At 63.2% G+C, this 14,114-nt stretch carries 12 protein-coding genes; 2 read left to right on the forward strand and 10 right to left on the reverse strand.

Annotated features, from left to right (window positions below):
- Positions 1-2 precede the first annotated feature (2 nt).
- From fdhF to C7441_RS10830, 5 genes are all read right to left on the reverse strand, one after another.
- Positions 3-2,876, reverse strand: a complete 2,874-nt coding sequence (gene fdhF, locus C7441_RS10810) for a formate dehydrogenase subunit alpha (RefSeq protein ID WP_109612866.1) — start codon at positions 2,874-2,876, stop codon at positions 3-5.
- A 10-nt stretch (positions 2,877-2,886) separates the two neighbouring features.
- The gene (locus tag C7441_RS10815; RefSeq protein WP_109612867.1) at positions 2,887-4,443 is read right to left on the reverse strand and encodes a formate dehydrogenase beta subunit; all 1,557 of its coding nucleotides are present in this window, start codon (positions 4,441-4,443) and stop codon (positions 2,887-2,889) included.
- Positions 4,440-4,919 (reverse strand): formate dehydrogenase subunit gamma, encoded by a 480-nt coding sequence (locus tag C7441_RS10820; protein WP_109612868.1) that lies wholly within the window; start codon positions 4,917-4,919, stop codon positions 4,440-4,442. Before C7441_RS10820 ends, C7441_RS10815 begins: the two co-directional genes overlap by 4 nt.
- A 91-nt stretch (positions 4,920-5,010) precedes the next feature.
- Positions 5,011-5,910, reverse strand: coding sequence for a LysR family transcriptional regulator (locus tag C7441_RS10825; protein WP_019169953.1), 900 nt, complete (start codon positions 5,908-5,910; stop codon positions 5,011-5,013).
- Positions 5,911-5,979: 69 nt separating this feature from the next.
- A complete protein-coding gene (locus tag C7441_RS10830) occupies positions 5,980-6,450 on the reverse strand; it encodes a VOC family protein (RefSeq protein ID WP_109612869.1) in 471 nt (156 codons plus the stop codon).
- A 197-nt stretch (positions 6,451-6,647) separates the two neighbouring features.
- On the opposite strand from C7441_RS10830, the gene C7441_RS10835 reads away from it, so the two are divergent.
- A complete protein-coding gene (locus tag C7441_RS10835; protein WP_109612870.1) occupies positions 6,648-7,823 on the forward strand; it encodes an Mrp/NBP35 family ATP-binding protein in 1,176 nt (391 codons plus the stop codon).
- Between the two features lie 52 nt (positions 7,824-7,875).
- Here C7441_RS10835 and C7441_RS10840 read toward each other — a convergent pair whose 3' ends face one another.
- Complete coding sequence (locus C7441_RS10840) at positions 7,876-8,328, reverse strand: SRPBCC family protein (protein WP_109612871.1); 453 nt, start codon at positions 8,326-8,328, stop codon at positions 7,876-7,878.
- Between the two features lie 147 nt (positions 8,329-8,475).
- On the opposite strand from C7441_RS10840, the gene C7441_RS10845 reads away from it, so the two are divergent.
- The gene (locus C7441_RS10845; protein ID WP_109612872.1) at positions 8,476-10,281 is read left to right on the forward strand and encodes an IlvD/Edd family dehydratase; all 1,806 of its coding nucleotides are present in this window, start codon (positions 8,476-8,478) and stop codon (positions 10,279-10,281) included.
- Positions 10,282-10,465: 184 nt separating this feature from the next.
- Here C7441_RS10845 and C7441_RS10850 read toward each other — a convergent pair whose 3' ends face one another.
- From C7441_RS10850 to C7441_RS10865, 4 genes are read right to left on the reverse strand one after another with little or no spacing between them, the layout of a single operon-like run.
- A complete protein-coding gene (locus C7441_RS10850) occupies positions 10,466-11,299 on the reverse strand; it encodes a dipeptide ABC transporter ATP-binding protein (protein ID WP_019172870.1) in 834 nt (277 codons plus the stop codon).
- The gene (locus C7441_RS10855; RefSeq protein ID WP_019172871.1) at positions 11,296-12,144 is read right to left on the reverse strand and encodes an ABC transporter ATP-binding protein; all 849 of its coding nucleotides are present in this window, start codon (positions 12,142-12,144) and stop codon (positions 11,296-11,298) included. Before C7441_RS10855 ends, C7441_RS10850 begins: the two co-directional genes overlap by 4 nt.
- Positions 12,145-12,147: 3 nt before the next feature.
- Entirely contained in the window at positions 12,148-13,053 is a 906-nt protein-coding gene (locus C7441_RS10860; protein WP_109612873.1) for an ABC transporter permease subunit, read from the reverse strand.
- 7 nt (positions 13,054-13,060) lie between these two features.
- Positions 13,061-14,068, reverse strand: coding sequence for an ABC transporter permease subunit (locus C7441_RS10865; RefSeq protein ID WP_019172873.1), 1,008 nt, complete (start codon positions 14,066-14,068; stop codon positions 13,061-13,063).
- Positions 14,069-14,114 lie beyond the last annotated feature (46 nt).

Consider the following 14,114-nt stretch of genomic DNA (forward strand, 5'->3'; position numbering starts at 1 on the left):
CGTCACTCCGCCGCTTCCAGTGTGATGCGCCGGCTTTGGCGGGCCTGCTCGTCATACTCAACCTGCCAGTCGGACGGGCCGTTGGACGGCGCCACCTGAACGGCGGTGACCTTGTATTCCGGACAGTTGGTCGCCCAGTCGGAGAAGTCGGTGGTGACGACGTTGGCCTGCGTGTTGGGGTGGTGGAAGGTGGTGTAGACCACTCCCGGCGATACGCGGTCGGTGATCAGCGCGCGAAGCGTCGTCTCGCCGGCGCGGCTCTGTATGCGTACCCAGTCGCCATCGCGCAAGCCGCGATTTTCGGCGTCGTGCGGGTGGATTTCCAGCCGGTCCTCCTCATGCCACACCACATTGTCCGTGCGACGGGTCTGCGCGCCGACATTGTACTGCGACAGGATGCGCCCGGTCGTGAGCAGCAGCGGGAAGCGCGGCCCGGTCTTTTCGTCGGTGGCCACATACTCGGTGCGGATGAACTTGCCCTTGCCACGCACGAAGCCGTCGATATGCATGATCGGCGTGCCTTCCGGCGCCTTCTCGTTGCAAGGCCACTGCACCGAGCCCATTTTTTCCAGATAGTCGTAGGAGACGCCGGCGAAGCTCGGCGTGGTCTTGGCGATTTCGTCCATGATCTCGGCCGGGTGCTGGTAGTTCCAGTCCACGCCCATGGCCTGAGCCATCATCTGCGTCACTTCCCAGTCGGCATAGCCGTTCTTGGGGCTCATCACGCGGCGCACGCGGTTGATGCGGCGCTCGGCGTTGGTGAAGGTGCCGTCCTTTTCGAGGAAGGTTGAGCCCGGCAAGAAGACATGGGCGTAGTTGGCCGTCTCGTTGAGGAACAGGTCGTGCACGACGACGCATTCCATCGCGGCAAGGCCGGCGGCGACATGCTTGGTGTCGGGATCGGACTGCAGAATGTCTTCGCCCTGCACATAGAGGCCCTTGAACGTGCCTTCCACGGCGGCGTCCAGCATGTTGGGAATGCGCAGGCCCGGCTCGTTGTCGAGCTTCACGCCCCACAGGCTTTCATAGATTTCGCGCACGGCATCGCCGGAGATATGGCGATAGCCCGGAAGTTCGTGCGGGAAAGAGCCCATGTCGCACGAGCCCTGCACGTTGTTTTGGCCGCGCAGCGGGTTCACGCCCACGCCTTCCCGGCCGATATTGCCGGTGGCCATGGCGAGGTTGGCAATCGCCATCACCGTGGTGGAGCCCTGGCTGTGCTCGGTCACGCCGAGGCCGTAATAGATCGCGCCGTTGCCGCCGCGTGCATAGAGCCGGGCCGCGCCGCGGATCGTCTCGGCCGGAACGCCGCACAGCGCTTCGATGGCCTCGGGCGAGTTCTGCGGCTCGGCCACAAAGGCTGCCCAGTCCTCGAATTCCGACCAGTCGCAGCGCTCGCGGATGAAGGCTTCGTCATAGATGCCTTCGGTGACGATGACATGCGCCAGCGCCGTCATCACCGCAACGTTGGTGCCGGGCTTCAGCGCCAGATGGTATTCGGCTTCGATATGCGCGGACTTCACCATCTCGGTGCGGCGCGGATCGATGACGATCAACTTGGCGCCTTGCCGGATGCGCTTCTTCATGCGCGAGGCAAAGACCGGGTGCGCCGATGCGGGATTGGCGCCGATGACCACGATCACGTCGGAGTGCTCGACCGAGTCGAAGTCCTGTGTGCCGGCGGATGTGCCGAAGGTCTGGCCAAGGCCATAGCCGGTCGGCGAGTGGCAGACGCGCGCGCAGGTATCGACGTTGTTATTGCCGAAACCCTGACGGATCAGCTTCTGGACGAGATAGGTTTCCTCATTGGTGCAGCGCGAGGAGGTGATGCCGCCGACGGCCGCGCGGCCATATTGGTACTGGATGCGCCGGAACTCGTTGGCGGTGTAGGTCAGTGCCTCTTCCCACGACACTTCACGCCACGGGTCGGTGATCTTTTCGCGGATCATCGGCTTGAGGATACGGTCCTTGTGGGTTGCGTAGCCATAGGCGAAGCGGCCCTTCACGCAGCTGTGGCCGCGATTGGCCTTGCCGTCCTTGTAGGGCACCATGCGCACGAGTTCCTCGCCGCGCATCTCGGCCTTGAACGAGCAGCCAACGCCGCAATAGGCGCAGGTCGTGACCACTGAATGCTCCGGCTGGCCTATCTCGATCACCGACTTTTCCGTCAGCGTCGCGGTCGGGCAAGCCTGCACGCAAGCGCCGCAGGACACGCATTCGCTGTCCAGGAAAAGCTGGTGCGCGCCGGGTGAAACACGGCTGTCGAAGCCACGGCCTTCGATGGTCAGCGCGAATGTGCCCTGAACTTCCTCACAGGCGCGCACGCAGCGCGAACACACGATGCACTTGGACGGATCGTAGGTGAAATAAGGGTTGGATTCATCCTTCGGCATCCACTTGAAGTTTGCGGCGCCGTCATTTTTGGCACGCACGTGATTGTCGCCTTCATAGCCGTAGCGCACATCGCGCAGGCCGACTGCGCCGGCCATGTCCTGCAACTCGCAATCGCCATTGGCCGCGCAGGTCAGGCAGTCGAGCGGGTGATCGGAGATGTAGAGCTCCATCACGCCCTTGCGGATGTCCTTCAGCCGGCTGGTCTGGGTGTGGACCACCATGCCCGGCGCCACCGGCGTGGTACAGGAGGCGGGCGTGCCGGCTCGCCCCTCGATCTCGACGAGGCACAGGCGGCAGGAGCCGAAGGCGTCGACCATGTCCGTTGCGCACAGCTTCGGCACCTGGATGCCGGCCTCCATGGAGGCGCGCATGATGGACGTGCCTTCCGGCACTGTCACCGAGAAGCCGTCGACGGTCAGCGTGACCTGCTTGTCGGATCTGGAGGCTGGAGTGCCGTAGTCGATTTCGTGGACGAGACCCATTTTTCGTCTCCTATTCCGCTGCCTGGGCGACCGGGACTGGCCGGAAATCTTCGGGGAAGTGGGTGAGCGCGCTGACCACCGGATAGGGCGTGAAGCCGCCGAGCGCGCACAGTGAGCCGAACTTCATCGTGTTGCAGAGGTCAGAAACCAGCGCGAGGTTCTTCTCCGGCTCGATGCCCTGAGCGACCTTGTCGAGCGTCTCGACGCCGCGCGTGGAGCCGATGCGACAGGGAGTGCATTTGCCGCAGCTTTCGATGGCGCAGAATTCCATGGCGAAGCGTGCCATCTTCAGCATGTCGGCGCTGTCGTCGAACACGGTTATGCCTGCATGTCCGATCAGACCGTCGCGCTTGGCGAATTCTTCATAGTCAAAGGGGGTGTCGAACAGCGCGCGCGGGAAATAGGCGCCCAGCGGCCCTCCCACCTGCACCGCCTTCACCGGCCGGCCGGTTGCCGTGCCGCCGCCGATCTCGTCGATGATCTCCCCCAGCGACAGGCCGAAGGCCACTTCGAACAGGCCGCCATGCCTTACGTTGCCGGCGATCTGGATCGGAATGGTTCCGCGCGAGCGACCCATGCCGAAGTCGCGGTAATAGTCCGCGCCCTTGTCCATGACGATCGGCACGGACGCCAGCGAGATCACGTTGTTGATGACGGTCGGCTTGCCGAACAGCCCCTGAATGGCGGGCAGCGGCGGCTTGGCGCGCACCACGCCGCGCTTGCCTTCAAGCGAATTGAGCAGCGAGGTCTCCTCGCCGCAGACATAGGCGCCGGCGCCCGAGCGGATCTCGATGTCGAAGCCCTGCGAAGCACCCAGCACGCTCTTGCCGAGGACGCCGGCACTGCGCGCCACCCGCACGGCCTTGTTCATCACCGCGATGGCATGCGGATATTCGGAGCGGAGGTAGACATAGCCCTTGGTCGCGCCGGTGGCGAGGCCGGCGATCGCCATGCCCTCGATCAGCACGAAGGGGTCGCCTTCCATGATCATGCGGTCGGAGAAGGTGGCCGAGTCGCCCTCGTCGGCATTGCAGACGATGTATTTCTGCTCGGCTGCCGTATCCAGCACCGTCTTCCACTTGATGCCGGTGGGGAAGCCAGCGCCACCGCGCCCGCGCAGGCCCGAATCGGTGACCTGCTTGACGATATCGGCCGGCGCCATCTTCACCGCGTTGCGCAGGCCGGTGAGGCCGCCATGCGCCTCGTAGTCGTCGAGCGAAACCGGGTCGATGATGCCGCAACGCGCGAAAGTCAGGCGCGTCTGCTTTGCCAGGAAGGGAATTTCCTCCGGATTGCCGAGCGAAAGCTTGTGCTGGCCACCATCGACCAGGCCGGCATCGAACAGCGAAGGCACATCCTTTGCCGAAACCGGGCCATAGGCCACGCGTCCGGTATCGGTCGCTACCTCTACCATCGGCTCAAGCCAGTAGAGCCCACGCGAACCGTTGCGCACAATCCGCGCATCGATACCGCGCGCAACGACTTCCAGTTCGATTGCCTTGGCCACCTTGTCGGCGCCGAGGGCCAGAGCACCCGAATCGCCTGGAATGTAGATGGTGACGGTCATGAGCGCACCTCGGCGACGATTTCCTCGATTTTCTCGGCGTCGATCCGCCCGATCGGCTCACCGTCCAGCATGGCTGCTGGCGCGCACGCGCACATGCCAAGGCAGAAGACCGGTTCCAGCGTCACCGAATTGTCGGCCGCCGTCTCGTGGAAGCCGATGCCCAGCGCCTGGATGAGCTGGGCAGCGATGGCATCGCCACCCATCGACTGACAGGCCTCCGCGCGGCAAACCTTCAGCGCATGCCGGCCGGCGGGATGGCTGCGATAGTCGTGATAGAAGGTGATGACGCCATGCACTTCCGCACGCGACAGATTGAGCGTCTCGGCAATGATGGGCACAGACTCGCCCGGCACATAGCCGAACTCTTCCTGAAGGCCATGGAGAATGGGCAGCAGCGGACCTTCCAGTCCCTTGTATTCGTCGATGACCGACTTTGCCCTGGCGGCAAATTCGGTACTTGCAGGCTGCAAGCTCATGCAGCGCCCTCCCTTCCGATATGTTCGGAAAGGCTAGTCAAAAGCAGAAAGCTCAATCAATACCGTAGTTTCGTCGTTCGATAGAAAAATTCTATCGAAGGGCGACAAGGCTTGCCGCAAGCTGGCGCGCCTCATGGAGCAGCGCCGAAACCATCGGCGTGTGCGGCTCGCGATGTGCCGCCACCATTCCGACGAGATGGCTGGCGTCCGGCTCTACGATGGGAATGGCGCGGATCGGTTCGGCGAAACCAAAGGTTTCGGTGAGATTCAGCGGCATGATCGAGGCCCATTTGCCGGTGCGGATATGGGAGAACAGCACGATCATGGAGTTGGATTCGAGCGTGGTATGTGCCGCGACGCCCGCTTCCTCCAGATGCCGGTTGATGATGCGGCGGTTTTGCATGTCGGGTGTGAGCAGGCACAGCGGCAGCGTGCTCACCTCCGCCCACGTCACCGACTTGCGCTCCGAATAGGGGGTGCCGGCGGCGGTGATGAGCTGGTAGCGTTCCGAATAGAGCGGCACCGAAGCAACACGACCAAGCGGTTCGTTGTCGAGATAGGTGATGCCGATGTCGATCTCGAAATTGTCGAGCAGGGTCAGCACCTCGATGGACGTGCGCGAGATGATCGAAAAGGTGACGGCCGGGTGTTTTTCGTGGAAAGGCGTGGTCAATCGCGGCGTCATGGCAAGTGCGGTGGGGATGGCGGCGATGCGCACATGCCCGGCCAGGCCGTGGCGCGCGGCGCGCATCTCCTCGCGCATGGTGCGCGAGTCACCGACGATACGCCGCGCCCATTCCAGCACGCGGCTGCCCTCTGGCGTGAGGCCCTGGAAGCGCGAGCCGCGCAGCACCAGCATCACGCCAAGCTGATCTTCAAGCTGCTTGATCCCCGCCGAAAGAGTAGGCTGGGTCACGCCGCATTCCTCCGCCGCGCGACCGAAATGTTGCTCCTTGGCGAGCGCGAGGAAGAATTCAAGCTTGTCGATCATGACGCGAAACTAGCCGCTTGCCGGCCGAAGCGCCAGCGGGGCCTCGACTGCCCGGGCCGGTCGCGTGCCCTAAGCCGCCGCGCGCTCCAGTTCGGCGATTTCGATCTTGGTCATCTTCAACATGGCCGCCATCACGCGGTTGGCCTTTTCCGCATCCGGCTGCTTCAGAAGGCGGGGCAGCGCGGTCGGCACCACCTGCCAGGAAAGACCGTATTTGTCTTTCAGCCAGCCGCACTGGCTGGGCGCTCCGCCATCGGCCGTCAGCTTGTTCCAGAAATTGTTCACCTCCTCCTGTGTCTCGCAAGCGATCTGCAAGGAGATTGCCTCGGTGAACTTGAATGTCGGCCCGCCATTGAGAGCGACGAAAGAGACGCCGTCGAGTTCGAATTCTACCGTCAGCACGCTGCCCGGCTCGCTGGGACCTGCCTCACCATAGTGCGTGACGGCGTTGATCTTCGAGTTCTTGAAGATGGATGTGTAGAACTTTGCTGCTTCCTCGGCCTGATTGTCGAACCACAGGAACGGGGTGATCTTCTGCATGTCCTTCTCCTCGCGATTGGGTCGTTACCCGCCAAGGACGTTGGACGAAATCCGGACCCGACAGGGCCGATGCTGCTTTTTCGGGGATTTGCCTTCGCCGGCCTGAGAACAATCGACTTTCGTGTATGGGGCGTGGCGCTTGGTTCCGGAGACGATATGCATTATCTCAGATGCAACACTGAAACAGAAGAAGCGTCATGTCAGTCACCACGGAAGCCGTTCTTGAAAAGCTCAGCACGATCAAGGGACCCGATCTGGAAGGCGACATCGTCAGCCTTGGTCTCGTTTCCGAGATCTTCATCGCCGACAGCAAGGTGTTCTTTTCCATCACCGTTCCGGCGGCCCGCGCAAGGGAACTGGAGCCGTTGCGCGCCGCCGCAGAGCGCGTGGTGAAGGAAATGCCCGGCGTGGACAGCGCCATGGTGGCGCTGACGGCCGAGAAGAAGGGCGGCGGCATGGAAAACGCTCCGCCGGCTTCGCGTCCCGTCCCGCCGCGCCCCGCGGCGTCCGCCACGCCGCCGCGCGTCGCCCCGCAGGCGCCCGCCGGTCATCAGCCGGGCAAACGCGGCGTGCCGGGTATCGAGGCGATCATCGCCGTGGCGTCGGGCAAGGGCGGCGTGGGCAAGTCGACCACGGCCGTCAACATCGCGCTCGGGCTGGCAGCCAATGGGCTGAAGGTCGGTGTGCTCGATGCCGACATCTACGGCCCTTCCATGCCGCGCCTTCTCAACATCCACGGTCGGCCGCAGACGGTCGATGGCAAGGTGCTGAAGCCGATGGAGAATTATGGCCTGAAGGTCATGTCCATGGGCTTTCTCGTGGACGAGGAAACGCCGATGATCTGGCGTGGGCCGATGGTCATGTCGGCGCTCACGCAGATGCTGCGCGAGGTGGCCTGGGGGCCGCTAGACGTGCTGGTGGTCGACATGCCGCCGGGCACGGGCGACGCGCAGCTTACCATGGCCCAGCAGGTGCCCCTGGCTGGCGCGGTCATCGTCTCGACACCGCAGGATCTTGCGCTGATCGATGCGCGCAAGGGCCTCAACATGTTCAAGAAGGTCGATGTGCCGTTGCTCGGCATTGTCGAGAACATGAGCTATTTCGTCGCCCCCGATACCGGCAAGCGCTACGACATCTTCGGCCATGGCGGCGCGAAAAAGGAAGCCGAGCGCCTGGGCGTGACCTTCCTTGGCGAGGTGCCGCTCGAAATGGGCATCCGTGAAAGCTCGGATGCCGGCGCGCCAGTCGTCGTGTCGAAGCCGGAAGGGCTGGAGGCGAAGATCTATCGCGACATCGCCACCAAGGTCTGGTCGCGGGTGCAGGAAGAGCGCGGCATCGCCGAAGCGGGCATGCCGAGCATCGTCTTCGATTAAGGCGGACGCCCCCTTCATCCGGCCGCTTGCGGCCGGATGAGCTATGCGAACGCTATCCCGCGCTCACCTTTTCCCCAAAACTTGAAAAGAACTGCCCGGCGAGTTTCTTCGATGTCGACGTGATCAGCCTGCTGCCAAGCTGGGCGATCTTGCCACCGACATCGGCCTTGGCCTCATATTTCAGAATGGTGGTGTCAGGTCCGTCCTCGGTCAGCGTCACATCCGCGCCACCTTTCGCAAAGCCGGCAATGCCGCCCTTGCCCTCACCGGCAATGGTGTAGGAATGCGGCGGCTTCAGGTTTTTCAGCGTCACCTCGCCGGCAAAGGTCGCCTTGATCGGGCCGATCTTCAGCACCACCGTCGCCGCCATTTCGGTGGGCGATTTCTTCTCCAGTTCCTGGCAGCCGGGAATGCACTCTTTCAGCACTTCCGGATCGTTGAGCGCTTCCCACACCTTGTCGACAGGAGCTGAAATGCGTTCCTCACCTTCGATGACCAGAGCCATGGCATCCTCCCAATCCTGACTTCTATGGAGGGGTAACGGAGGCCGGCCCTCTTGTCCATCCAAACCAAAGTGGGAAGGCGGCCTCGCCCCTTGCGAGGTCATGGGCCATGCCATAACCATTCGATAGCCGCATTCCGGGAGAAGCTGATGGCCGGTACGACGACGACGCGCAGGAAATTCCGTTCGCAGGAATGGTTCGACAACCCCGACAATCCTGGCATGACCGCGCTCTATCTCGAGCGCTACCTGAATTACGGACTGACGCGCGAGGAACTGCAATCCGGCAAGCCGCTGATCGGTATCGCTCAGACCGGGTCGGACCTGTCGCCCTGCAACCGCCACCACATCGAGCTTGCCAAGCGCGTGCGCGAGGGCATCGTGGCGGCCGGCGGCATTCCCTTCGAGTTTCCCTGCCACCCGATCCAGGAAACGGGCAAGCGGCCCACCGCCTCGCTTGACCGCAATCTTGCCTATCTGTCGCTGGTCGAGGTGCTCTACGGCTATCCGCTGGACGGTGTTGTGCTGACCATCGGCTGCGACAAGACCACCCCCGCCATGCTGATGGCGGCGGCGACAGTCAACATTCCGGCCATCGCGCTTTCAGTCGGGCCGATGCTCAATGGCTGGCACAAGGGCAAGCGCACCGGCTCCGGCACCATCGTGTGGGAATCTCGCCAGCGCCTGTCGGCCGGCGAGATCGACTATGACGAATTCATGGAGATCGTGGCGTCTTCGGCGCCTTCGGTCGGCTATTGCAACACGATGGGCACCGCCACCACCATGAACAGCCTGGCCGAAGCGTTGGGCATGCAGCTTCCCGGCTCCGCCGCCATTCCCGCGCCCTATCGCGAGCGCGGCCAGATTTCCTATGAGACCGGCAAGCGCATCGTCGGCATGGTGCACGAGGACCTGAAACCCTCCGACATCATGACGCGCGAAGCGTTTGAAAACGCCATCGTCGTCAATTCGGCAATCGGCGGTTCCACCAATGCGCCAATCCATCTGAACGCCATCGCACGCCATCTCGGCGTCGCGCTCGACAACGACGACTGGCAGGCCATTGGGCACAAGATACCTCTGCTGGTGAACCTGCAGCCGGCCGGCGAATATCTTGGCGAGGACTATCACCATGCCGGCGGCGTGCCCGCGGTGGTGATGGAACTGATGAAAGCCGGGATGCTGCCGCATCCGGGAGCGATCACCGCCAATGGCCGCTCGATGGGCGACAACTGCGCCAATGTCGAGAACATGGAGCCCAAGGTGATCCGTCCGGTGTCCGATCCGCTGAAGCAGAACGCCGGCTTCATCAACCTCAAGGGCAATCTGTTCGACAGCGCCATCATGAAGACCAGCGTGATCTCGGACGAGTTCCGCCAGCGCTATCTGTCGAACCCGGCTGATCCCGAGGCTTTCGAGGGTCGGGCAACGGTGTTCGATGGGCCGGAGGATTATCACGCCCGTATCGACGATCCGGCGCTTGGCATCGATGAGCACACCATCCTGTTCATGCGCGGAGCAGGGGCCGTCGGCTACCCCGGCGGTGCGGAGGTGGTGAACATGCAGCCACCGGATTACCTCATCAGAAAGGGCGTGCACGCGCTGCCTTGCATCGGCGACGGCCGACAGTCCGGCACGTCGGGCTCGCCTTCCATTCTCAACGCCTCGCCGGAGGCGGCTGTGGGGGGCGGCCTGGCGCTGCTGAAAACAGGCGACCGCGTGCGCATAGATCTGCGCAAGGGCACCGCCGACATATTGATAAGCGACGAGGAGCTGGAGAACCGCCGCGCAGTGCTTGCAGGCGATGGCGGCTATCACTACCCGGACCACCAGACGCCGTGGCAGGAAATCCAGCGCGGCATGGTCGATCAGCTTTCGGAAGGCATGGTCCTGAAGCCGGCGGTGAAATACCAGCGCGTCGCGCAAACCAAGGGCATTCCGCGGGACAACCATTGAAGACAGAGTGGGAGACTTGAGCCGCGCTGCTGAATAAAAGCCACTTCCATCTCGGGCTTCGTCCTCGCCACCTCTCCCCGCAAGCGGGGCGAGGAGGCGGCACCCGCCAACGTCGCGGCATCGCAGCATTTGGATTCCCCGCCCCCAATGAAATGGGGGCGGGGTTCGCCCTGGAAGTCGGCTCTCAGGCCGCCGTCTTCTTGCGTGCCAGTCGTGCCCGGATACTGTCAACGTCAGCGCGCGGCGTGGCCGCAAACAGCGTCTTTGTGTAGCTGTGCTGAGGGTTGGAAAACACCTCGTCGCGCGTGCCGTATTCCACGGCCTCGCCGAAATACATCACCATCACCTCGTCGGCGATGTAGCGCACCACCGAGAGGTCGTGGCTGATGAAGACGTAGGTGAGCTGGAACTCGTCCTGCAGATCGGCGAGCAGGTTCAGCACCTGCGCCTGCACCGAAAGATCGAGCGCCGAGACGGGTTCGTCCAGCACCAGCAGGCTGGGGTTCAGCATCAGCGCGCGCGCAATCGCGATACGCTGGCGCTGGCCGCCGGAGAACATATGCGGATAGCGGTTGTAGTGCTCCGGTCCCAGGCCCACCTTTTGCAGCATCGTCATGGCGCGGTCGCGCCGTTCGGATGCCGGCATGTCGGTGTTGATCTTCAGCGGTTCGCCCAGCACATCGCCGATTTTCTGGCGCGGATTGAGCGAGCCGTAGGGGTTCTGGAACACGATCTGCACTTTGCGGCGCATTTCGGGCGGCAGGCCCGCATGGGCGATGTCAACCTTCTTGTCGGCGATGAACAATTCGCCGGCGGTCGGCGCGTCGATGAGGGTAAGGATGCGCGCAAGCGTGGACTTGCCGCATCCGCTCTCGCCGACGATTGCCAGCGTCTTGCCGCGCTCCACGGAGAAGCTGACATTCTTCACCGCATGCACGGTGCGCGCCTTGGTGAACAGGCCGCCCGCGACATGGTAGTCGCGCACGATGTTCTTTGCTTCGAGGACGGTATTGGTCATGCCGGCGCTCCATCGGGCGCATCGAGGATGAAGTCGGACACGGTCGGCAGCCGGTCGCCGGTGGCATTGTCGGGCAGGGCCGACAGCAGCGCCTTCGTGTAGTTGCTCTTCGGTGATTCGAACAGCGACAGCACGTCCGCTTCTTCCATCTTGCGTCCCTTGTACTGGACGACGACGCGGTCGGCCGTTTCGGCCACCACGCCCATATTGTGGGTGATCATGATGAGGCCCATGCCATGCTCGGCCTGCAGCCGCATCAGCAGATCGAGGATCTGCTTCTGGATCGTCACGTCGAGCGCGGTGGTCGGCTCGTCGGCAATCAGCAGCTTGGGATTGCAGGCGATGGCGATGGCGATCATCACGCGCTGGCACTGCCCGCCCGACATCTGGTGCGGGAAGGTGGACAGCCTCTGTTCCGGTTCGGGAATGCCGACCTGTTGCAGCAGTTCGATGGCGCGGGCGCGGCGCTGGGCACGGTCCATGCCCATATGCACGCGCAACACCTCCTCGATTTGGAAGCCCACCGTGAAACATGGGTTGAGGCTTGCAATAGGCTCCTGGAAGATCATGGCGATGTCGCGTCCGATGATCTTGCGGCGTTGCTCCACCGTCATGGTGAGCAGGTCGCGGCCGTTGAAGGTCATGCTGTCGGCGGTAACCGTGGCGGTGTCGGGCAAAAGCCCCATCACCGCCAGCATCGACACGGACTTGCCCGAGCCCGACTCGCCGACGATTGCAAGCACTTCGCGCTCATCCACCGAGAGATCGATGCCCTGCACCGCGATGAACTCGCCCACGCTGGTGTCGAAGGCGACACGGAGGTTTTTGATTTCAAGCAGCGGCATGGCTTACGACCTCTTCAGCTTGGGGTCGAAGGCATCGCGCAGGCCGTCGCCGATCAGGTTGATGGCAAGCACGGTGATGAGGATGGCAAGACCGGGGAAGGTCACCACCCACGGCGCGCGCAGGATGAACTCGCGCGCGGCGGCAAGCATCGTGCCCCATTCCGGCGTCGGCGGCTGCGCGCCCATGCCGAGGAAGCCCAGCGCCGCGGCCTCGAGAATGGCGTTGGAGAAGGACAGGGTCGCCTGCACGATCAGCGGGGCAAGGCAGTTGGGCAGGATGGTGACCAGCATCAGTCGCAGATGCCCGGCGCCCGCCACGCGTGCCGAGACGACATATTCGCGGTTCTTCTCGGCCATCACTGCCGCGCGTGTCAGACGCGCGAAGTGCGGTTGCAGCACCACCGCGATAGCCAGCATGGCATTGAACAGACCCGGCCCCAGGATTGCCACCAGCACCAGCGCAAGCAGCAGTGACGGGAAGGAAAGGATGATGTCCATGATGCGCATGATCAGCGTATCGACCCAGCCGCCGAAATAGCCGGCGAGTACGCCCAGGATGATGCCGCTGGTAAGCGCGAAGGTGACGACGACAAGGCCGATGAACAGCGAATAGCGCGCGCCGAAGATGAGGCGCGAGAGGATATCGCGGCCCACGGCGTCGGTGCCGAGAATGAACTTGGCCGTACCGTTTTCCCACCATATGGGTGGTGTGAGCAGCGCGTCGCGATACTGTTCGTTGGGAGCATGCGGTGCAATCAGCGGCGCGAAGATCGCAACCAGCACCAGCAATGCGAAGACGACGAGGCCGAGGACGGCCCCGCGGTTCATGGAGAAATAGTACCAGAACTCGGCAACGGCGCCCGGACGGGCCGTCGCCTTGGGTGGCACAGCGGTGGTTTCGGTGCTCATCGCTGCCTCACTGTACGCGGATGCGGGGGTTGATGACGGCGTAGAGGAGATCGACCACGAGATTCACGGCCATGACGATCAGCGCGATCAGAAGCAGGCCGCTCTGCACGACGACGTAGTCGCGCTTGCCGATGGAATCGATCATCCACTTGCCGATGCCCGGCCAGGAGAAGATGGTTTCGGTGAGAATGGCTCCAGCCATCAGCGTGCCAACCTGCAGGCCGATCGTGGTGACGACCGGGATCAGCGCATTGCGGAAGGCATGGATGCCGATGACGCGCCGTGGGCTGAGGCCCTTGGCGCGCGCCGTGCGCACATAGTCCTCACCCAGCACTTCCAGCATGGCCGATCGCGTCTGTCGCGCAATGACGGCGAGCGGAATGGTTGCCAGCACGATGGCCGGCAGGATGAGATGGCTGACGGCCGAGGAAAAGGCGCCGCTCTTGCCCGAAAGCAGGCTGTCGATCAGCATGAAGCCGGTGACGGACGGGAAGAAGTATTGCAGGCCGATGCGGCCCGAAACGGGCGTCCAGCCGAGCGTGCCGGAAAAGAAGATGATGAGCAGCAGGCCCCACCAGAAGATCGGCATGGAATAGCCTGTGAGTGCAGCGCCCATGGTGATCTGGTCGAACCACGAGCCGCGCTTGACGGCGGCGAAGATGCCGGCCGGAATGCCGATGATGATGGCAAGCAGCATGGCGACGGTGGCCAGTTCCAGCGTTGCCGGGAACAGTGCCAGGAATTCGCCGATAACGGGCCGCTTGGTGGCGAGCGATATGCCGAAATCGCCGTGCAGCACGTTGCCGATATATTCGAAATACTGGACCCAGATGGGTCGGTTGTAGCCGAAGCGTTCGAGCAGTTCGGCATAGCGTTCGGGACTCACGCCGCGTTCGCCGGCCATGGCCAGGATAGGGTCACCCGGCAGCAGGCGAACAAATGCGAAAGCGGCGAGCGTGATGCCGAAGATCGTGGGAACGATCAGGGCAAGTTTGTGAAGTATATAGCGGAACATTGTTGATCGCGATGGCAAGACGGCGCCCAAAGGGCGCCGTCCCCGT

Origin of the sequence: Pseudaminobacter salicylatoxidans (assembly GCF_003148475.1) — a bacterium.
GTDB classification, from domain to species: Bacteria; Pseudomonadota; Alphaproteobacteria; order Rhizobiales; family Rhizobiaceae; genus Pseudaminobacter; species Pseudaminobacter salicylatoxidans.

What these genes read in the sequence shown, in the direction of transcription:
- fdhF (WP_109612866.1), bottom strand. Translation starts at nt 2,876, where the DNA reads ATGGGTCTCGTCCACGAAATCGACTACGGCACTCCAGCCTCCAGATCC.
- C7441_RS10815 (WP_109612867.1), bottom strand. Translation starts at nt 4,443, where the DNA reads ATGACCGTCACCATCTACATTCCAGGCGATTCGGGTGCTCTGGCCCTC.
- C7441_RS10820 (WP_109612868.1), bottom strand. Translation starts at nt 4,919, where the DNA reads ATGAGCTTGCAGCCTGCAAGTACCGAATTTGCCGCCAGGGCAAAGTCG.
- C7441_RS10825 (WP_019169953.1), bottom strand. Translation starts at nt 5,910, where the DNA reads ATGATCGACAAGCTTGAATTCTTCCTCGCGCTCGCCAAGGAGCAACAT.
- C7441_RS10830 (WP_109612869.1), bottom strand. Translation starts at nt 6,450, where the DNA reads ATGCAGAAGATCACCCCGTTCCTGTGGTTCGACAATCAGGCCGAGGAA.
- C7441_RS10835 (WP_109612870.1), top strand. Translation starts at nt 6,648, where the DNA reads ATGTCAGTCACCACGGAAGCCGTTCTTGAAAAGCTCAGCACGATCAAG.
- C7441_RS10840 (WP_109612871.1), bottom strand. Translation starts at nt 8,328, where the DNA reads ATGGCTCTGGTCATCGAAGGTGAGGAACGCATTTCAGCTCCTGTCGAC.
- C7441_RS10845 (WP_109612872.1), top strand. Translation starts at nt 8,476, where the DNA reads ATGGCCGGTACGACGACGACGCGCAGGAAATTCCGTTCGCAGGAATGG.
- C7441_RS10850 (WP_019172870.1), bottom strand. Translation starts at nt 11,299, where the DNA reads ATGACCAATACCGTCCTCGAAGCAAAGAACATCGTGCGCGACTACCAT.
- C7441_RS10855 (WP_019172871.1), bottom strand. Translation starts at nt 12,144, where the DNA reads ATGCCGCTGCTTGAAATCAAAAACCTCCGTGTCGCCTTCGACACCAGC.
- C7441_RS10860 (WP_109612873.1), bottom strand. Translation starts at nt 13,053, where the DNA reads ATGAGCACCGAAACCACCGCTGTGCCACCCAAGGCGACGGCCCGTCCG.
- C7441_RS10865 (WP_019172873.1), bottom strand. Translation starts at nt 14,068, where the DNA reads ATGTTCCGCTATATACTTCACAAACTTGCCCTGATCGTTCCCACGATC.